This is a genomic window from Streptomyces sp. NPDC048002 (assembly GCF_040653275.1).
Classification (GTDB): Bacteria; Actinomycetota; Actinomycetes; order Streptomycetales; family Streptomycetaceae; genus Streptomyces.
Genome location: NZ_JBEZNL010000005.1, coordinates 274348 through 291660 on the forward strand (window position 1 = coordinate 274348; position 17313 = coordinate 291660).

The following is a 17313-nucleotide window of genomic DNA, read 5'->3' on the forward strand; positions in this document are numbered from 1 at the left end:
GCCGCCGTGGCCGTCCGACACCGTCTGATCAAAGCAAGCCCGAGCGACGTGTGGGCCGTCCTCGCGGACGGTCACCGCTACGCGCAGTGGGTGGTCGGCGCCGCACACTCCGAGCCGGTCCACGGACGGTGGCCCGACCTGGACGCGGCGATCCGCTTCGAGATCCGCCTCGGCCCGCTCCGCTGGGCGAACCACACGGTCGTGCGCCGGTGCGAGGAAGGCACGGCGCTGGAACTGGAGGCCTACGCCGACGCGCTGGGCACGGCACGCATAGCGATCGAACTGCGGCCGTGGGGCGAGCACTGCCTGGTGATCCTCGACGAGCACCCCCTCCAGGGTGCGGGCGGCCGCCTGCACAACACCGGCTTCGAGGCGGTGATCCAGCTCCGGCACCGCACCATGCTGGCGCGCCTGGCCCGGCTCTGCGAGAAGGAGCGGCCCGAGCCTTCGCGTTCCGGACGGTCGGCGACGGTCGGCGGGGAGGGCGCGGGTCGTGCCTGACGGAGTGGTGATCGGAGCCGGCCCCAACGGTCTGGTGGCCGCCAACCTCCTGGCCGACGCCGGGTGGAGCGTGGAGGTGCTGGAGGAGCAGCCGGAACCGGGCGGAGCGGTGCGCCACGATCGCGGGGTCGACCCCGGCTTCGTCAACGACCTGTTCAGCTCCTTCTATCCGCTCGCCGCCGCCTCCCCGGTCCTGGCCGGGCTGCGACTGGAGGAGTACGGGCTGCGATGGGGTCACGCGCCCGCCGTGCTCGCGCACCCCCTCACCGACGGCAGGTGCGCCGTGCTGGAGCGTGACGTCAACGCCACCGCCGCGTCCTTGGACACCTTCGCGCCGGGTGACGGGGCGGCTTGGCGGCAGCTGCACGGGGTGTGGGAGCGACTGCGCCCGGACCTCCTGGACGCGCTGTTCACCCCCTTCCCCCCGCTGCGGGCGACGGCGCGGCTGGCGTTGCGGCTGCGGGCCGCCGGCGGGCTGCGGATGGCCCGCACGATGATCCTTCCGGTGCGGCGTATGGGGCGGGAGGAGTTCCGCGGCGAGGGCGGCAGGCTGCTGCTGGCCGGGAACGCCCTGCACGCCGACCTCGCCCCGGAGGCGGCGGGCAGCGGCGGCTTCGGCTGGCTGATGTCGATGCTGGGACAGACCTACGGATTCCCTGTCCCCGTCGGCGGCTCGGGCGCCCTGACCGCCGCCCTGACGAGGCGACTTCAGGACCGAGGCGGCCGCATCCACTGCGGGCGGCGCGTCGAGCGGATCGTGGTGCGCGGCGGGCGGGCCGTCGCGGTGCGGACGACGCGGGGCGACGAGATCGCGGCACGGCGGGCGGTGCTGGCGGACGTGTCGGTCCCCGCCCTCTACGGCGGGCTCCTGGACAGCGAGCACCTGCCCGCCCAACTAAGGGCGGATCTGCGCAAGTTCGAGTGGGACTTCGCCACCTTCAAGGTGGACTGGGCGCTCGACGCGCCGGTTCCCTGGCAGGCGCGGGAGGCGTCCCGGGCGGGTACCGTGCACCTGGCCGACGGTCTCGACGAACTCACCCGGTTCGCCGCGCAGATCGCGAGCCGGCACATCCCCGACCGCCCGTTCCTGCTCTTCGGCCAGATGACCACGGCCGACGCCACGCGCTCCCCGCGCGGTACCGAATCGGCGTGGGCCTACACCCACGTCCCCCAGGAGACCGACGGGGACGCGGCGGAAGAGGGCATCACCGGACGCTGGGACACCAAGGAGCAGGAGCTCATGGCCGACCGGGTCGAACAGCAGGTGGAGCGCTTCGCACCCGGCTTCCGCTCCCTGATCCGCGCCCGCCGCGTGCTGGCACCTCCGACCTTGCAGGCACTGGACGCCAACCTGCACGGCGGCGCCCTCAACGGCGGCACGGCAGCCCTGCACCAACAGCTCGTCTTCCGCCCGGTCGTGGGCACCGCGCGCCCGGAGACCTGCGTACGCGGGCTGTTCCTGGCCTCCGCCGGCGCTCACCCCGGCGGGGGAGTGCACGGTGCCCCCGGCGCCAACGCCGCGCGGGCCGCGCTGCACCGGGGCCGGCCGCACGCACTGACCGGCGCCCAACGGCTGCTGGCCCGTCGCGACCGCACCGGAGAAGGAACCTGACCCCCGCGCGGACGCCCGGGGCCACCCGTAGGCAAGGAGCAACAGTGCACGACCACCACGACGACCCCGCCACTGATGCCGGCCCCGACCGCCGTCACCGGAGGCCGGAAGGCGTCGACGACCTCACTGTCGAGGCCCTCGGCGCGCTGTCGAAGGCCCTGGAGACCACCGAGCGCGCCAGGGGCCGCCTGTACGACTTCCACCAGCTGACGGGCACCGCCGACCTGCAACTGGACCGGGCCGTCGAGCTGTTGGAGAAGGCCGGCCACCCGCAGTGGGCCGCCGAGGTCCGCGAGCAGATCCTGGGACGCAACGTCATCCCCGGCCACTGGACGTTCCAGATCGTCGAAGCCTACGACGAGACCTACTACGGACCCTTCCGCGCACTGGAGTCCCGCGCCGTGCGGGAACTCGCCGAGGGGCGTGACCACCTCTACGAAGCGGAGCTGAAGGAACGGCGGCGTACCCACGGCCACCCCGACCACTCCGCCTGACCACCGAACCCGAGGGAACCGCCGTGACGAACAAGAGCGACAAGGGCCAGGACAACAAGAACAAGAAGCTGGTCCGGGGTGACGAGGTCACCTGGAAGAGCCACGGCCACACGGTCGAGGGCACCGTCGAAAGGAAGATCACCAGGAGCACCGAGGCGGCCGGCCGAACCGTGGACGCCTCGGCCGAGGAACCCCAGTACGAGGTGCGCAGCGCCGACAGCGGCAGAACCGCGGTCCACAAGGCATCAGCACTGCGCAAGAAGTGACCGGCGTCCGATACAGACCTTCCTCCCCTGTCCCGGCTGGACGGGGTACGAGGAGGCGCTCGTGCGGCCACCATTCGGCGCTGCCCCGCAAGGACCCGGAGCTGTACGGAGCGCTCCTTCCCGGCGTGCCCGACGACCTCCCCCACGTGCGGCCCGCCTCGGACCGGGCGAGCACGGTGCGCTGACCGGGGTTTCACACGGTGCTCAACGGAGACCCGGTCAAAAGACGACACAGAGCCACGTGCTGGCCAATGATCAGACGAGACGATCCGGACCTCGAACAGGCCGGGCTGAGAAGGTAGATGAAGTGCTGTGACCGCCGAGAGCACCGAGATGTGTGTTGACCGCCGGCCGGAGACGGGATGGGCGAAGGCCCGTCGGCTGCGCGGCGAGCCCCTCCGTACCTGGGTGCGGGCCAAGTTCGACGGTGAGGCCGGGCAGACGCGGCAGGAGGCCGACTGGAACGTCGTAAGGGGCGAGGACTGAGCGGTCCTACCGCGAGCCGCCGTTCTCCGGCAGCTCCGGCGGGGTGAGGCGGTACACGTGGAACGCCGCCGCGATGACCGGCTGGGCGACATTGCGCACACGCACTCCGCCCCCGGTCATCCCGTGTTCGGTACCGGCGTGGGCATGACCGTGCACAGCGAGGTCCGCGCCGGCCGTGTCGATGACCTCGGCGAGCAGAAAGCAGCTTCAGTTCCGGATGGGGCAGGCGAACGTGTGGCGCTGGGTGCCGGAGATCCTGCCGCTGCTCACGGACGAGGACCCCCTGGGCGTGGACGGGTTCGCCACGCACCACCTGCCGCTGGAGGATGCGCCCCGGGCGTACGCGGCCTTCCAGAACGAGCAGGACGGAATGATCAAGACGCTGCTCCGTCCCTGAGAACGACCTCAGAGGTGACGGCACGGTTCTCGCTTCCGAGGGGCGATGCGCGCCGATGTGTTCACGGGGAACGCAACACGCTCCTGCCGTTCTCCCACGAGCCGAGGAGCAGGGCGGTGAGCCGGTCCTCCAGCAGGCCGGTGGCGCGGATGCCGAAGACGATGTCGTCCTCCAAGTGGGGTTCGTCGGTCAGCAGTCCCGTTACGACCTCATGGCGTACCAGTTGTTCGTGGACGGCGTCCGCTTCCACGTGTTCGTCGTAGAACCGCTGGGCGGCTCGGCCGGCTCCGCACCGGCGCAGGGCGTCGGCCATGCGGGCAGAGGCGGGGGAGGAGGTGACCTCGACCGCGGCGAAGTGGCCGACCAGGGCCCCGCGGTGGGCGCGGTGCAGACCGAAGAGGGACATCATCGTCACGATCGCGAGCATCTCCGCCGGAGCGGCGTCCAGATGCGCGCCGTAGGCGCTGGACAGCCCCAGGTCGTCGAGGAGGTCGGCGTAGAGCCGCGCGTGGATCTCCTCGGCCCGGCCGGCGCCGAACTCGTCGTACTCCACGGCGACCATGCCGGCTTTCGCCCGTCCGCGCAGCCGGGGCACCACCCACAGATGGGGGTCGGCCTCCTTGAGGTGGTACAGGGAGCGCAGTGCGGCGTTCTCCCGGAGCTGCCACAACTCGCCCTTGCGCAGCAGGTGATGGCTGACGCTTCCCTTGCCGTCCTGCGGGGCGGCCAACAGCCCGGCCAACTCCTGGTGGGCTCCGCCGCCCTGGGGGATCTCGTCGCGCAGGGCGGTCAGGAACCGTTCCTCCAGCGCGGCCCGTAGGCGCAGCAGCTCCGGGTCCCACTCCAGTCGCTCGTCGACGCCGTCGAAGCCCCGGTAGTGCAGTTCGTACAGGACGTACAGGGCGAGGTGCAGGTCGTCCCCGTACGGGTCGTCCGGGAGGCGGACCGTCAGCGGGCCCGTCGGTGCGGGGGCCGGTGCGGTCAGCCGGCCGAGCACGGCGGCCGAGACCTCGCCGCGGGCTGTCGGCAGGGAGGGCGCGGCGGTGAGGGTCGTGGGGGCCGTCACGGGGAGTCCTGCGGTCCGGTGGCGCGGCGCGGCCTGCGCCGGTGGCTGGTGTCGCACCAGGGATGGATGCGGCTGCGCCGGCAGCTGCACAGCGCCACCACGGGGCGGTGCGAGACGACGGTGGTGCCGTCGTCCAGCTCCACCTCCACCGGGCCGTCGACCAGGACGGGCCCGCCGGGCTCGCTACGGACGCGGCGGGGCCGGGGTTCAGGAGCGCTGGGCACGGACGATCACCAGTTCCTCACTCTCGTCCCACGGGGCCACCAGGCCCCGCGAGCACAGCCAGTCACGTCGTTGGCGCAGGACCGGGCCGAAGGGCACCCGGGCCCGCTCGCCGACCTCCGCGCTCAGCCCGGCCGTGGCCAGCCGGTGCAGGGTCTGGTCCACCCCGCTCAGCGCGGAGTGCACCAGGAGCAGCAGTCCACCGGGGCTCAGGACGCGGGGCACGTCGTCGCAGATGCGGTCCAGCACATCGCGCCCGCCGGCTCCGGCGTCCCAGGCACGGGCCCGGCCGTGTGCCGCGGGGCCGGGCGGCGCGGGGACGTAGGGCGGGTTGCTGACGACGAGGTCGAAGCGCCCACCCGGGGGCAGCGCCCCGGTCAGATCACCGCGCCGCACCTGGATCCGGCGGCGGGCGAGCAGCGCGTTGAGGCGGGCGTTCCACACCGCCCGGCGGGAGATGTCCACGGCGGTCACGGTCGTCGCGTGACGGGCCGCCACGAGGGCGAGCGAGCCGCTGCCGGTGCACAAGTCCAGCGCCGCGGCGCCCCGGGGGATGTGCTCGCGGTCCAGGGCGGCGGCCAGCAGCCGGGTGTCGTCCTGCGGGGCGTAGACGCCCGGCCAGGTCAGCACCGGCACGGCAAGCGGTGTCGCACCTGCGGCGGAGACGGTCACGGTGTGGAGTCCTTCCTGTCCGGCAAACGGGCCCAGGGGTGGCGGGAGTGGCCCGCGGGATCTCCCGGGTGCCCGCCTCCGACAGCGCCCACACGTGCGGGTCGATCTGCGGTGGGCAGCGGACGGCGTGATCGCGGCTGCGGCGGGTACCCGGGGAGCCGACTCGGCGAGGGCGGCGCGCCCGACGGCTGCGGGGCGCGGATCACGTGCCGTGAACGACCGAGAGAGCCTGACCGCCGGGATGTGCGCCCGGCGGTCGCCGGACCCGGAAGAGGGATGTGCAGTGGGCGTCGATCACTCGCGGGTACCGGTGCTGGAAGCTCTGGCCGACTTCCACGAGTCGGGGCAGGTTCCGTTCACCCCGCCCGGTCACAAGCAGGGCCGCGGGACCGATCCGCGGGTGCGGGACGCTTTGGGGCAGGCGGTGTTCGCCTCCGACGTGCCGGCGCTGTCCGGGCTGGACGACCGCACCGGCGGGCAGCGGGTACTGGAGCGGGCGGAGGAACTGATGGCGGACGCCGTCGGGGCCGAGCACACCTTCTTCGCCACCGCCGGCAGCTCCCTGTCGGTGAGGTCCGCGATGCTCGCCGTGGCAGGCCCGCACGAGCGGCTGGTCGTGGGCCGTGACGCCCACAAGTCGGTTGTCGCCGGTCTGGTGCCGGCCGGGATCGAACCGGTGTGGGTCGACCCGAACTGGGACGCCGAACGGCATCTGGCGCACCCGCCCGCTGCGGAGGCGTTCGCAAGGCGGTGCTGGAGTACCTGAACTCCGGGGTGGCCGCCGGGATGGTGGTGCCGGACGCCGCCGACCCGGACCTCGGCAAGGTCCGGGTCGTGGCAGCGCGTTGAGGGGACGGGCTCAGCGGCCGAGGGCGTTCTTCAGCTGCTGCTTGGTCATGGTGGAGCGGCCTTGGACGTTCTTCTTCTTCGCCTCTTCGTAGAGCTGGTCCTTCGTCGGCCCCTGCGCGCCGCTGTGTGAACGCTGCCCGCCGCGCTGGGAGGCGGACTTGGGGTCCTTCAGCGAGGTGCGGCTCGCGGTCTTGGACTCGCCGGAGCGGGCCCGCTCCTTGTTGACCGTGCGGGCGGCGATCTCCTTCGCCCGCTTCGTGGACTCGCCGCGCTCCTCGGCGGACTCCTTGATGTGCTCGTACTGACGTTCCCGTTTGGGGCTGGATCCGCGTGGCATGACTGGGCTCCTTCGTCTCGGTCTTCGGTGAGGTGTGGTGTCGTCCGGTCTCATGAAGGGCGTGCCGGATGCCGGGCGCAACCGGGCGAAGCCGTACGGCGGACACGTCAGTGCGCTCGGCGCCGGTCACCCGCGGACTCGTCCGGCGAGTGGACGGGTCTCGGCACCGGCGCCCTTGCGTACGCCGCCGAGGAGTTCACGCCGGGCGTCGGACGCGGTGTGCTCCGGCGTCGGTATCAGGTGAGCGGGCCCTTGCAAGCCCCGGGTGACGCTTCTCTGCCGCACACGCCGGGTGGCCGGGGTCAGTTCGCCGCGGCGGCGAACTCGTGCGTGAACGCTGTGGTGAAGTCCTTGAGGTCGTCAGGTTTGCGGCTGGTGATCAGGACGCTGCCGTGGGCCCGGCACACGTGCACGGCCTCGTCGACCCACGTGCCGCCGGCGTTGCCGATGTCGGTGCGCAGGCTGGGCCAGGAGGTCAGCGTCCGCCCCCGTACCACGTCGGCCTCGATCAGTGTCCAGGGCGCGTGGCAGATCGCGGCCACCGGCTTGGCGGCCTCGAAGAACGACCTGACGAACGCCACGGCCTGCTCGTCCAGCCGAAGGGCGTCCGGATTGGCGACCCCGCCGGGCAGGATCAGCGCCCCGAAGTCCGCCACGTCCGCGGCGCCCACGACCTCGTCGACGGGAAACGTGTCCGCGTGGTCCAGATGATCGAACGCCTGGACACTGCCGCTCTCGGTGGAGACCAGCACCGGTACATGCCGCGCGTCCTTGACGGCCTGCCAGGGCTCGGTCAGCTCCACCTGCTCCACGCCCTCGGGGGCCACCAGAAGGGCGATCTTCATGTGCGTTCACTCCTCTCGGGTGCTTCCGAGGCGAACGGGTACCCGTGTGACCCGGATCGACTCCGAAACCTCTGAGAAGGGAACGCGAGCCATGCGAGAGAACTCCTGGGAGTACCAGCCCTCCGCCGGATACGGCGGCGCCGACCTGACCGGCTACACGGTCGAGGCCGTCGGCGGGGACATCGGCAAGGTCGACAAGTACACCAACGAGGTGGGCGCCGCCTGCCTGGTGGTCGACACCGGCCCGTGGATCTTCGGCAAGGAAATCCTCATCCCCGCCCGTGCCGTCACCCAGATCGACATCGAGGAGGAGACGGTCCACCTCAGCCTCACCAAGGAGCAGGTCAAGGAGGCGCCGGAGTTCCACCGTGAGAGCCACTACGACAGCAGCGACTACCGCGAGCAGCTCACCACGCACTACTGGCCGCAACACGTGTGACCCCCGCGTCCGCCGGCCCGGGGCAGGGCGCGCCGGGACCGGGTGTGGGATCCGGGGGACGTGGAACCCGGGGCTCCATGACGAGTACAGCTCACAGCACACCCGCGCAAGCACACGCCCCCCTCCTGGACTCCACGGTGTCCCTGCTGGTGAAGGGGTACGGATGGCTGCCGGATCTGAGGCGGCGTGCCGGCGGAGCCGAGGCCGTCCCGGTACGCGTCATGGGACGACGCGGAGTGGCCCTGCACGGGCCGGATGCGATCGCCTGTGGCGCAGCACGCAGGTCATGCCGTGAGTGCCGCAGCGGCTCCGGCAGGTGCCTGGTCGCTGGCCCGGTACTGCCGCAACAGGGCGTCGGCGGCCATGAGGGCCTGATCCACCGACCGGGTGCCGGTCATGACGCACAGGGTGTAGGCGGTGTCCTCGAGTTCCCGGCTCGAGTGCCCGGTGGGCTTCACGTCGTGTCGGGTGCGTGCTTCGGTGAAGCGTGCCAGGACGGTACGGAGGTCTTCTTCCGCAGGCAGCAACATGGCGCCGGCCTCCCATGGGGGAAAGGCGGGCCGTGATCCCGACCCGAATCCGCGACGCGCCCGGATCGGTACGGCGTCGGTCCGGAACATCGAGTGCCCCTGCGGGGGCAAGGTATGTGTCCCGAAGCTGGGGCACGGCGGCCTCGGCCGCCCACCACGGGCACCTCACAGGTTGCGCTTCTTGAGCGGGCTTACCGCCGATTCCGCGACGACGCGGGGAGCTGTCCGTCCTCGTTGCGGTGCACGACGCAGTCCCCCGCCCGTCCCTACCAGCGCGTCGTCGCTCCAAGCGATGCCGTCCGGCGTGCGACCGGTCAGCGGCGGTATGAGGCCCCCGACGAAGTGGCGCGTCACCTTGGCCTGGCGCTGGAGGGACGACTTGCGCCTGGCCCCGTTCGAAGTCGGGGAACCGGGCCTCGGCCCGGCTCCACGGTCGCGCGAAACGTTCCCGGCCGTCGGCGTCGCCGGGCACGAAGCGCTCCCCGGGTGACGATCGGCAGACGTCGGCCGCCGCCGAAAGTCGGCCCCTTCACGCTCAGAGATGTCATGGGGAGCTGCCGTGGCCGAGCTGGTCGAGGGCGAGGTCGAGCATGTCCGCGAAGCAGTCCGCGGCGGCGGAATCGATGCACAGCGGCGGTTTGATTTTCAGGAGTTGAGGTGGTCGCCGGTGGGCTGGACGATGACGCCGAGGTCGAGCATGCGGTCGCAGAGTTCGGCGGTCTCTTCGGTGGCGGGTTCCGGGGTGGTGCGGTCGCGGACGAGTTCGAGGCCGAGGTACAGGCCCGAGCCGTGGACGGCGCCGATGATGCTGTAGCGGTCGCCCAGGGCCTTGAGTCGCTGTTTGAGATGCCTGCCGACGGTCACGGCGTTGCCCAGGAGATTCTCGTCGCGCGGGGTGTCCTGGATTGTTCAGGAGCCGGGTCCGGGGTCGGGGTGGGCCGGTCGGGTGATGCCGGCCCGGGTTGCCTCCAGCTGTGCGGCGAAGGCGATGCCGTAGAAGAGGGCCACGGCGGTGAGGTTGGCCCACAGCAGGAGGGCGACGAACGCGGTGAGCGGCCCGTAGAGCGCGCCGAAGGCGCCGCTGCCTTCGACGTACAGGGCGAGCAGCCAGGTTGCCGTCACCCACAGGATCAGATGGAGCGCTGAGCCGAAGGCCAGCCAGGTGTATCCGGGCTGGACCCGGCGCGGCGCCCACCGGAAGATCACCGCCGACGCGATCCACGCGAGGGCCAGACCCACCGGCACTTCCAGAGCGCTTCGCCAGCCGGGCGAGCCGAGAGACCACCCGGAGGACGCCTCGACCGCGTCGCCCACCGCCTCGCCGGCCACCAGGACGACGAATCCCACGATCATCGGCAGTCCGGCGGCGAGCGCCAGGGCGAGGGAGCGGGCGTACTTGTGGGGGAGCGGGCGGTCCCGTTCGATGCCGTAGATACGGTTGGCACCCCGTTCGATCTGCCCCATCGCGGAGGTCAGGTTCAGCAGCGCGAAAGCGAGGCCGAGCCAGAGCGCCAAGGTGCTCCACACATCACCGTCCGCGGTGCCGCGGGTCGAGTCGAAGGCGTCCGCGACCACTTCGCCACTGGCTCCGGGAACGATCCGGGCCAGGGTCAGTTCCACGGTACGTCCCACGGATTCGGTGTGCACCGATGTGGCGAGCCCCACCAGTGCCACCGTGAACGGCACCAGACCCAGCACCATTTGGAAGGCGAGTGCCCGTGCGTTGGTGAAGCCGTCGGCGTAGCGGAACCGGGTGAAGGAGTCCGCCAGCAGGCGCAGGCCCCCGTAGTGCCGCAGCGCGGTGAACGCCTCGTCCCCGGAGAGTTCCTCGCCCAGCATGTCCCTGGTCTGCGGCACGGGTACGGCGGTGCCCACGATTCCGTCCCCCTCACCTTGTTCGTCTGCTGTCTCCCTGCCCGCGCCGGACCCGTGCACGCCTGACCGGTCGGGCGTGCAGGCAGGTGTCAGGCGCGACGAGGTCTTCACCGTGGGCATGGGCCCTCCGGCGGCGATGGGCGATTGAGCTGCCCTACGGGCGGCGGGGATGACCGTGTTCTCGATCGGCTGCCGGTGTCTGCCAGCCGTCCCCGCTCTGCGGAGCCTGTGTGGTGCCCGGATGCTCGGGGCGGACCGCGGGAGCGGGCGTGCGGCGGCGTGCTGCCCTTCTGCTGCCGACGATGAAGGCGGTGAGCAGCGCGGCGACGATGACGATTCCCGCCGTGACCAGCCACAGCGAGCCCGCGTTCGACGCGGCCATTGGCATCAGCGATTCAGTGATCATGGGGAGCGGGTACCCCGCTGGCGGGGTTTCTCCTCCCCCTACGGCATCTGCAACAAATTTCAACCGTTAGATGTGTCGTTGAGCTGGCAATATGTGTCCTTAAAATGATCTTGACTGAAAATACTTACAGCAACTTGCATCACGTTGTGGCACGACCTCAGAATCCTGGCCATGGCAAACCTCATGACGCGCCTCTCGCGTCCCTTCGTTCTCGCCACCGTGATTGCGTCAGGCATCCTGGTCGCCCCGACCACCGCACCGCCCGCTGCGGCGGCCACTGGATCGCCGGCTCTGAACTGCGTGGAGTACTTCCCGAGCTGGCGCTACACCGATGTGCACAACGGCTGTGACATCAGCACCGCCGTCACGGTCGAGTACGCGAACGGTCAGCAGGTTCCCTGCCGTGTTGTCGAGCCCGACGGCTGGGCAACCTTCCCCGGCTACGGGACCAACGGCAACCACGTCATCGGACTGCTGACGTGCGACCCAGCGCGCGATAGCGCCTCCGGCGCGTGAACCCTGCACCTACGGGCCATCGCTCACTCAGGACGACGCCCACACCCTCGGCATGCCGCTCAGCCGCCACGCATGTCCGCGCCTCACTTGCTGTCGCGACCTGCTGAGGGCTCGTCCGACGGGTGGCGGGAGCTGTTCAGGCCGTCGCGGACGAGGCCCGACTCGTCACGGTGGTCGGCCGCCGCATGGGTGTACCCGAGACGGATGCCGACCCGCATCTCCAGATTGGCGTTGGTGAGCGTGGCAGCGCCTTGCGGTGGGTGTCCGTGAGTGCCGTACAAGACCGCAGAGGAGACGGCGGCCCACCCGGGCGCGTTCCTCGGAGCACGCGCCCTCGACACCGGCCACCAGTCATGGCTATGCGGCGTTGCGGGGGCTGAAGGTGAAGAGGGCGCGGGTGCCCGTGAGGTCCAGGACGCGGAGGACCGGGCGGCGTGCTCCACTCAGTTCGAGGCTTCCCCCGGCGGCCTGCACCCGGCGGTGCAGGTGGAGCAGCACATGCAGGCCGCTGGAGTCCATGAAGGTGAGGCCGCGCAGGTCGAGGACGAGGTATTCCTGGCCGGTGAGCGCCTCCGCCACGTCGGTGATGCGGTGCAGGGTGTGGCGGTCGAGTTCGCCGACGACGCTCACGACCGTGCAACTTCGGTTCGTCGTCACGCTGACATCGAGATGGGCGTACATGAGCTGGCCGCCGTTCGGCTCGGAGCCCCTCACGGTCAGCTCATCCGCAGGCGATCACGGGGGAGTGGGCCGTCACGCGCCGGCGTACGGGTCGGCGCAGCCGAGCAAGACCACCCGTACCCTCCACCGACCACCCCAGGGTGGCCACCCGGCAGCGCGGGGTCCCTCACCAGACCAGGCTGGTTGTACCTCCAGACTGGCACTCCTGCGCCCGTATGACCAGGGCCCACCGCAGGAGCCCGACAGGTCCGGAAGTGCGCGGGAGTCTGCTCAGGGAGCACGTACGGGCCGCTGCCGCGGCAGGAGTTGCCGCCAGCTGTGCGCGGATCGCATGCCGGGAACCGAGATGATCGACCGAATGTCCTACTGGGCGTGCTTCACCTCCTCGCCCCTGGATTCGACCCGTCTGCCGTGCCGGGTCCGGACAACGATGCCACCCGTGTGACGGTGTTTGAAACAGACAGGGAGCGACTTGCTTGCCGAGGTGTGCCGGCTGGGACCGCGGGGCGCGAGACCGGCGGCGCCCTCGCAGCCCTCCGGCAGCGGGTCGGAGGCAAGCAGTGAGCGGCGCGCGCAGCCAGGGTGGAGCCGCGCACCACGCACTCGGCCGTGCTGAACCCGCAGGTCACGCCTGGGCCCCGTTCGCTCTCAAGGTCCCACTGGTCCGGGAAGATGCCGGGCGACAACCTCAGGTGACCGTTGAAGCGGGGAGGTTCATGTTGCAGCCGCTTGAGCGGTCACGCGAGCTGGGGCGGCAGGGTTCTGTCGGTGGCTGGTGGCAGGATCACCGGCATGGTTCTCGTACGCACTACTCCGCCGCGGCCGGTCCAGGTGGCCGCAGTCTTTCCCGAGCTGGCCCCGTTGGCGCGATCTGCCATCCGGCTGCATCCGCGTCCGGGGTCGCCTGTGGCCGGGGACAGCTCGGTCGGCGGGCCGCTGCTGTGGCCGGCAGGTGAGCCGTGGCCGCACTGCGAAGACGTGCACCTGCACGTGGACACCGGATGCCGTGAGTCACTGACCGAAGTAAGGCTCCGGCGACGCTTGCAGTCCCGGTGGCGCCCTGACGAGCGGCCTCCCGCGTACACGCCCGAGGAAGAAGCGCTCAAGATGCACGAGGCCGCACGGCTCGCTGAACGGCTCGACGCGGGCCCTCCCTGGCCCGCCGACTGCCCGGTGCCCCTGTTGCCCGTGGCCCAACTGTTCCTGCGTGACATACCCCTGATGCGGCCGCCCGGGCACGCCGATCTGCTTCAGGTCCTCTGGTGCCCCTACGAACACGAACCGGACTACAAGCCTGCGACCGCACTGTTCTGGCGTTCGGCCGCGGACGTCGGCGAGATCCTCACTGCTCCACCGGAACCGTACGAGGCGGACTACCCGGGCTATGTGCCGGAGCCGTGCGTGCTGGCACCGGAGGCGATCACCGAGTACCCCAACAGCTTGGATCTGAGCCCGGAATTGCAGCGGATGCTGGAGGACTGGACCAGGTGGCAGGCAGCCGACGCCGGCGTGGACAGCTCCTACGCGTCGTATCCGCGGGAGTTCTACTCCATCCACCTGAGCAACGCACCCGGATGGAAGGTCGGCGGCTGGCCGCCCTGGGGCCGTACCGACCCGAACACCCGGTACTGCACCGTGTGTGAGGCGGAGATGGTCCCGCTTCTGACGATTGCTTCCTGGGAGTGGCACGGCGGCGAAGGCCACAGTTGGATGCCGCGCGAGGACCGGGCCGCAGCCCTCGCGGGCTCCTCAGGCGCCGGCCGGAACCCCTCGCAGCCGACAAGGACAGAAGTAGGCAGCGCGGACAACATGCAGATCTACGTTTGCCCGGCCTCCCCCGAACATCCACACACAGACCTGATCCAATGAATTGAAGGCCCGGGTCTGTGCGGTCAGGGCAGCCTTGCGCCCTAATGCGTCGGCATGAAGCCGAGGCACCCTACTGGCCGCCAGCGAGCACCTCACCGCCTCCATGACGTGATCACGGACGGGTTTCCCATCCTGGAACCGGCCCAGGCGCAGCGGCTTGCCACCCGCCGGCCGGCGGCCGGGAAGGCCGGTGTGACTGGGGCGGGTGCCATGGACGACGGGCTCGGACCGCACTGGAGTCCTCGGAGAAGGCCGCCACTCCTGGGTCCCCTTCCTGCGCCGGGCCGCGCCTTCTTCGGGCATGGACCCGCATCGAGCAGGTCCTGACCGACATCGCCCGGCCCTGCCGCGAGAGCTTCGCCTGGCGGCAGGCGCGCCCTGGCCGACCTTGGGCGGCCAGCGGACTCACCGGCCGCCCAAGCGTGGTCACGCGCTGCACCGAGTGCCCGCCGCATGGTCGTGATCGGTGGACTGCGGCTTGCGGGCGCGCTACGACCCGGGGGCTTCGCCCGTCTGGCGCGCCTTTCACGGATGACGGACGGAACCCGGGTCAGCGGATGCCGAGGGCGACGATCTGGGTGATCGCTTCCTGTGTGAAGTTGTCGTCGCTCACGAGGATCAGCAGCCGTTCGCCGGAGGGCAGGTCCGGGCCCCACGTCATGCCCTCGGTGTTGTCGATGGCGGACAGGCCCAAGGTGTCGAAGTCCGCGACGAGTTCCTTGCGCATCGGTACTACCGTCTGTCCGGCCAGCGATTCCATCGCCTGCACGTCGGTCGCCCCGCGGGTGGTGGCGTCGAAGAGACGGATCTTGTAGCCCGCTCCGGCGACCCAGGTGCGTTCGAGCACGAGGTAGCGGTGGGGCTGGCCCGGGAAGGCGAGGATGGAGGGGACGCCGGTGTCCGGTCCCCAGGGACTGTCGGGGTCGTTCTGGGCGAAGATCTTCTCCAGCGGGTAGGCGAACTGCCCGAGGACCGTCCCGCCCCGGTTCTGCTGCGTGACGCGGACCAGCGCACCGTTGCGCACGTCCGGCTCCGGGCCGTCCTGGAGGAGCGGGCCCTCGATCGCGCTGGTCACCACCTTGCCCTTGGAACCGAAGGTGATCGCCTCGATCGCCTGGTTCCGGCGCGGGCCGCGCTCCGCCATGGTGATCTCGTAGTTCGGGGGTAGCTTCAGCTGTCCGAGGTACTGACCGGTGGGGGAGGCGTACTGGATGGACGGCTGGACGACGGGCGCGTCGGCCGTCATAGGGCGGTCGCCTTCCTGTCCCCACCAGTAATTGCAGGAGCGGGGATCGACGCGGATCTCCTCCGGGTCGACGGCCTTGCCGTCGCCCAGGGTCGGGGCCGGGTACACGGTCCCGTCGGGTTGGCGGAAGGGGCGGGTACCGGTGAAGTCGACCGTGTGCACGCCGTCGGCGTCCACCTCCATCCTGGCCGTGTAGAAGCGGGCGGGCTGCAGAGAGGAGCGGTCGTCGCTGATGAAGACGTACTCGCCGGTGCACGGGTTGCGGTCGATGCCGGAGAGGCCGCCGACGGTGGTGTCCTGGAAGGCGAGCTTGTGCGGAACGGTCTTTTCACCGAGCAGGCGGGCCTGCGCGGCGCGTCCCGACTGCTGCCCCGGGGCGTCAGGTTGGGCGGCCGCGGCCGCGGCTGCGGCGGGGGCGAGGGCCGACGTCAGGAGCAGGGCTACGGCGCACGCACGGCGCGTCAGAGAAGAACTCACCAGATGATCTTGGCCCCTGTCGGCGTGAGGCGCAGTCACCCAATCGGGTAGGGCTAGCAGTGCCTGCGTCCGAGGAATCGGGGACGCGCCCGACTGTTGGACCTGGGTGGGCGAGCAAGTCCTCTCGCCACCTTCCAGCGCGACGGATCCACGATCTCGGCCACGGGCACGAAGGCGGTTCAGCTTCGCGGTGCGAAGGACGACCACGACGGTGCGGACCGCTGCCGCGCCGCGGTCCGTACCGGGACCGGTTCAGGTGCGGGATCCGGCCGGGTCCGGCCGCTGTGGGGTCAGCCGGGGGAGCGGCCGGTCAGCGGGCCGCCTCGGCGACGGCCTGGGCGAGCCCATTGGCCCAGAGCTGGTTGACCCGGGCACGCTCGGCGGCGTTGGGGTAGCGGTTGGTACAGGACGTGCCGGGTCCGCCGCCCGACATCAGTTCGCTGCACGGGCCGCTGTAGTGATCGGGCAGCCCCAGGACCCGGCGTTCGTGCACGAGGTCGAGGGCAGTCCCCTGCGCGTTCCGCCGGGGCTCGCCCTACGTGTACTGGTCGAGCGTGAACCGCAGTTCGTGACCCTGTCGGCGGCCCATCCGGCAGCGACGCGGCGTCAGGTACGGCTCGCCGACCTGGCCGGGGACCGGTGGATGGTCGACGGCGAGTGGGACGGCCTGTCCCGGGTCCTCAGAGCCGCCGGTCTGGAGCCCGAACTGCTGCACGGCGACTACCTCAGCGCCTACTCGCTGGCCGCGGTAGGTGAAGTGGTCACCGTCAGTCAGCCCACCGCCCATCCCCGCCCCGAGCTGGCGATCCGCCCGCTGGAGGGCGACCCGATCGGAGTGCGCCTGCTGCCGGCCGCCCGGTCGGAGGCCGAACTGTCCGAGGTGTTACCGGCCTTGGAGGAAGCCTATTGGGAGGTGGCTCGGCAGGCGCCCGCCTATCGGGAGTGGCTGGAGCGCACACGCTCACCCGGTGCCCGGGTCCCGTCCGACCACCGGAGCACGCCGGGCCGTCGGTGGGAGTGATGCCCGGTTCTGGTCGACAGCTGCCTTGCGGGCACCGGCCTCATCGCCGACGACTGACGGGCGCTGCGGATTCGTCAGTCGCCGTAATACCGGTCGTGTACTGCGGAGCGCTCCTCCACTGAGAAGTCCTCGAATTCACCGTCCGCCTCCAGCTCGCGCAGTCGATCCAGTGCCGCCGCCGCAGCAGGCGCACGGTTGGCTGCGAGGTGGGCTTTCGTCGCGTCGAGCCCGTGCCCGAGCAGGAATTCGATGTCGATCGAGCACGCTGCGTCGAAGCTGGATTGCTTCGCACTCCAGATCAGGAGCACGTCGTCGAGGTCGCCGCTGTTGAACAGTTGGAAGCAGCAGAGCCTCATCAGCTCAGTGTCGCCGGCGCCCTGGACCCGTCGCTCACGCGCCGTGTGCTCTCTGAGGAGTGCACGGATCTCGTCGAGGTCCGTGCCGACGGGGCGAAGTCCGTAGCGGCGCAGGCTTTCCTGTTCATCCATCGCTGGTCTCCTTGATCG

General features: G+C 70.8%; 21 protein-coding genes and 6 pseudogenes. 12 read left to right on the forward strand and 15 right to left on the reverse strand.

What is annotated here, in order from left to right; all coding sequences use genetic code 11:
- The first annotated feature begins 6 nt into the window (after nucleotides 1-6).
- The 6 genes and pseudogenes from AB0E07_RS10330 to AB0E07_RS10355 all read left to right on the forward strand — a co-directional run bounded on the left by AB0E07_RS10330 (nucleotide 7) and on the right by AB0E07_RS10355 (nucleotide 3359).
- Complete coding sequence (locus AB0E07_RS10330; protein WP_362248325.1) at nucleotides 7-501, forward strand: SRPBCC family protein; 495 nt, start codon at nucleotides 7-9, stop codon at nucleotides 499-501.
- Nucleotides 494-2113: an NAD(P)/FAD-dependent oxidoreductase gene (locus AB0E07_RS10335; RefSeq protein WP_362248226.1), complete on the forward strand. Its 1620-nt coding sequence runs from the start codon at nucleotides 494-496 to the stop codon at nucleotides 2111-2113. Before AB0E07_RS10330 ends, AB0E07_RS10335 begins: the two co-directional genes overlap by 8 nt.
- A gap of 44 nt (nucleotides 2114-2157) precedes the next feature.
- On the forward strand, nucleotides 2158-2607 hold the full coding sequence (locus tag AB0E07_RS10340) for a hypothetical protein (RefSeq protein WP_362248228.1): 450 nt from the start codon (nucleotides 2158-2160) through the stop codon (nucleotides 2605-2607).
- A gap of 23 nt (nucleotides 2608-2630) precedes the next feature.
- On the forward strand, nucleotides 2631-2873 hold the full coding sequence (locus tag AB0E07_RS10345; RefSeq protein WP_362248229.1) for a DUF2945 domain-containing protein: 243 nt from the start codon (nucleotides 2631-2633) through the stop codon (nucleotides 2871-2873).
- Between the two features lie 68 nt (nucleotides 2874-2941).
- A pseudogene (locus AB0E07_RS10350) lies at nucleotides 2942-3058 on the forward strand (cytoplasmic protein); the annotation flags it as partial.
- A gap of 127 nt (nucleotides 3059-3185) precedes the next feature.
- A complete protein-coding gene (locus AB0E07_RS10355; protein ID WP_362248231.1) occupies nucleotides 3186-3359 on the forward strand; it encodes a hypothetical protein in 174 nt (57 codons plus the stop codon).
- Between the two features lie 6 nt (nucleotides 3360-3365).
- Here the strand turns inward: AB0E07_RS10355 and AB0E07_RS10360 are convergent.
- Nucleotides 3366-3560: pseudogene (locus AB0E07_RS10360) on the reverse strand (metallophosphoesterase); the annotation flags it as partial.
- Between AB0E07_RS10360 and AB0E07_RS10365 the strand changes: the two are divergent.
- Nucleotides 3559-3756: pseudogene (locus AB0E07_RS10365) on the forward strand (glutathione-dependent formaldehyde dehydrogenase); the annotation flags it as partial. The pseudogenes AB0E07_RS10360 and AB0E07_RS10365 overlap by 2 nt on opposite strands.
- Nucleotides 3757-3817: 61 nt before the next feature.
- On the opposite strand, the gene AB0E07_RS10370 reads toward AB0E07_RS10365, so the two are convergent.
- From AB0E07_RS10370 to AB0E07_RS10380, 3 genes are read right to left on the reverse strand one after another with little or no spacing between them, the layout of a single operon-like run.
- A complete protein-coding gene (locus AB0E07_RS10370) occupies nucleotides 3818-4822 on the reverse strand; it encodes an iron-containing redox enzyme family protein (RefSeq protein ID WP_362248233.1) in 1005 nt (334 codons plus the stop codon).
- The gene (locus AB0E07_RS10375) at nucleotides 4819-5046 is read right to left on the reverse strand and encodes a CDGSH iron-sulfur domain-containing protein (RefSeq protein WP_362248234.1); all 228 of its coding nucleotides are present in this window, start codon (nucleotides 5044-5046) and stop codon (nucleotides 4819-4821) included. Before AB0E07_RS10375 ends, AB0E07_RS10370 begins: the two co-directional genes overlap by 4 nt.
- Nucleotides 5030-5716 carry a HemK2/MTQ2 family protein methyltransferase gene (locus AB0E07_RS10380; RefSeq protein ID WP_362248236.1) on the reverse strand — a complete coding sequence of 229 codons (687 nt, stop codon included), beginning with the start codon at nucleotides 5714-5716 and terminating at the stop codon, nucleotides 5030-5032. The genes AB0E07_RS10375 and AB0E07_RS10380 overlap by 17 nt, the downstream gene beginning before the upstream one ends.
- Nucleotides 5717-5957: 241 nt before the next feature.
- Between AB0E07_RS10380 and AB0E07_RS10385 the strand changes: the two are divergent.
- Nucleotides 5958-6452, forward strand: a pseudogene (locus AB0E07_RS10385) (ornithine decarboxylase); the annotation flags it as partial.
- Nucleotides 6453-6575: 123 nt separating this feature from the next.
- On the opposite strand, the gene AB0E07_RS10390 reads toward AB0E07_RS10385, so the two are convergent.
- The gene (locus tag AB0E07_RS10390) at nucleotides 6576-6902 is read right to left on the reverse strand and encodes a plasmid stabilization protein (RefSeq protein WP_362248238.1); all 327 of its coding nucleotides are present in this window, start codon (nucleotides 6900-6902) and stop codon (nucleotides 6576-6578) included.
- 302 nt (nucleotides 6903-7204) lie between these two features.
- Nucleotides 7205-7747: a type 1 glutamine amidotransferase domain-containing protein gene (locus AB0E07_RS10395; RefSeq protein ID WP_362248240.1), complete on the reverse strand. Its 543-nt coding sequence runs from the start codon at nucleotides 7745-7747 to the stop codon at nucleotides 7205-7207.
- A gap of 91 nt (nucleotides 7748-7838) precedes the next feature.
- Between AB0E07_RS10395 and AB0E07_RS10400 the strand changes: the two genes are divergently transcribed.
- On the forward strand, nucleotides 7839-8186 hold the full coding sequence (locus AB0E07_RS10400) for a PRC-barrel domain-containing protein (RefSeq protein ID WP_362248242.1): 348 nt from the start codon (nucleotides 7839-7841) through the stop codon (nucleotides 8184-8186).
- A 284-nt stretch (nucleotides 8187-8470) separates the two neighbouring features.
- Here AB0E07_RS10400 and AB0E07_RS10405 read toward each other — a convergent pair whose 3' ends face one another.
- From AB0E07_RS10405 to AB0E07_RS10420, 4 genes are all read right to left on the reverse strand, one after another.
- Nucleotides 8471-8716 carry a DUF5133 domain-containing protein gene (locus tag AB0E07_RS10405; protein WP_362248327.1) on the reverse strand — a complete coding sequence of 82 codons (246 nt, stop codon included), beginning with the start codon at nucleotides 8714-8716 and terminating at the stop codon, nucleotides 8471-8473.
- Nucleotides 8717-9361: 645 nt separating this feature from the next.
- Nucleotides 9362-9580, reverse strand: coding sequence for a hypothetical protein (locus AB0E07_RS10410; RefSeq protein WP_362248244.1), 219 nt, complete (start codon nucleotides 9578-9580; stop codon nucleotides 9362-9364).
- Between the two features lie 45 nt (nucleotides 9581-9625).
- A complete protein-coding gene (locus tag AB0E07_RS10415; protein WP_362248246.1) occupies nucleotides 9626-10591 on the reverse strand; it encodes a YihY/virulence factor BrkB family protein in 966 nt (321 codons plus the stop codon).
- 154 nt (nucleotides 10592-10745) lie between these two features.
- Nucleotides 10746-10997 (reverse strand): DUF6479 family protein, encoded by a 252-nt coding sequence (locus tag AB0E07_RS10420; protein ID WP_362248248.1) that lies wholly within the window; start codon nucleotides 10995-10997, stop codon nucleotides 10746-10748.
- 171 nt (nucleotides 10998-11168) lie between these two features.
- On the opposite strand from AB0E07_RS10420, the gene AB0E07_RS10425 reads away from it, so the two are divergent.
- The gene (locus AB0E07_RS10425; protein ID WP_362248250.1) at nucleotides 11169-11513 is read left to right on the forward strand and encodes an alpha-amylase; all 345 of its coding nucleotides are present in this window, start codon (nucleotides 11169-11171) and stop codon (nucleotides 11511-11513) included.
- Nucleotides 11514-11596: 83 nt separating this feature from the next.
- Here the strand turns inward: AB0E07_RS10425 and AB0E07_RS10430 are convergent, their stop codons facing one another.
- Nucleotides 11597-11794, reverse strand: coding sequence for a hypothetical protein (locus AB0E07_RS10430; RefSeq protein ID WP_362248251.1), 198 nt, complete (start codon nucleotides 11792-11794; stop codon nucleotides 11597-11599).
- Between the two features lie 76 nt (nucleotides 11795-11870).
- Complete coding sequence (locus AB0E07_RS10435) at nucleotides 11871-12227, reverse strand: STAS domain-containing protein (RefSeq protein WP_362248253.1); 357 nt, start codon at nucleotides 12225-12227, stop codon at nucleotides 11871-11873.
- A 759-nt stretch (nucleotides 12228-12986) separates the two neighbouring features.
- Here AB0E07_RS10435 and AB0E07_RS10440 point away from each other — a divergent pair.
- Complete coding sequence (locus tag AB0E07_RS10440) at nucleotides 12987-14063, forward strand: hypothetical protein (RefSeq protein ID WP_362248254.1); 1077 nt, start codon at nucleotides 12987-12989, stop codon at nucleotides 14061-14063.
- Between the two features lie 550 nt (nucleotides 14064-14613).
- Here AB0E07_RS10440 and AB0E07_RS10445 read toward each other — a convergent pair.
- On the reverse strand, nucleotides 14614-15786 hold the full coding sequence (locus AB0E07_RS10445; protein ID WP_362248256.1) for an esterase-like activity of phytase family protein: 1173 nt from the start codon (nucleotides 15784-15786) through the stop codon (nucleotides 14614-14616).
- 310 nt (nucleotides 15787-16096) lie between these two features.
- Nucleotides 16097-16264: pseudogene (locus AB0E07_RS10450) on the reverse strand (snapalysin family zinc-dependent metalloprotease); the annotation flags it as partial.
- On the opposite strand from AB0E07_RS10450, the pseudogene AB0E07_RS10455 reads away from it, so the two are divergent.
- A pseudogene (locus AB0E07_RS10455) lies at nucleotides 16262-16807 on the forward strand (LysR substrate-binding domain-containing protein); the annotation flags it as partial. The pseudogenes AB0E07_RS10450 and AB0E07_RS10455 overlap by 3 nt on opposite strands.
- A 74-nt stretch (nucleotides 16808-16881) precedes the next feature.
- Here AB0E07_RS10455 and AB0E07_RS10460 read toward each other — a convergent pair.
- Complete coding sequence (locus tag AB0E07_RS10460) at nucleotides 16882-17295, reverse strand: hypothetical protein (protein WP_362248258.1); 414 nt, start codon at nucleotides 17293-17295, stop codon at nucleotides 16882-16884.
- Between the last annotated feature and the right edge of the window lie 18 nt (nucleotides 17296-17313).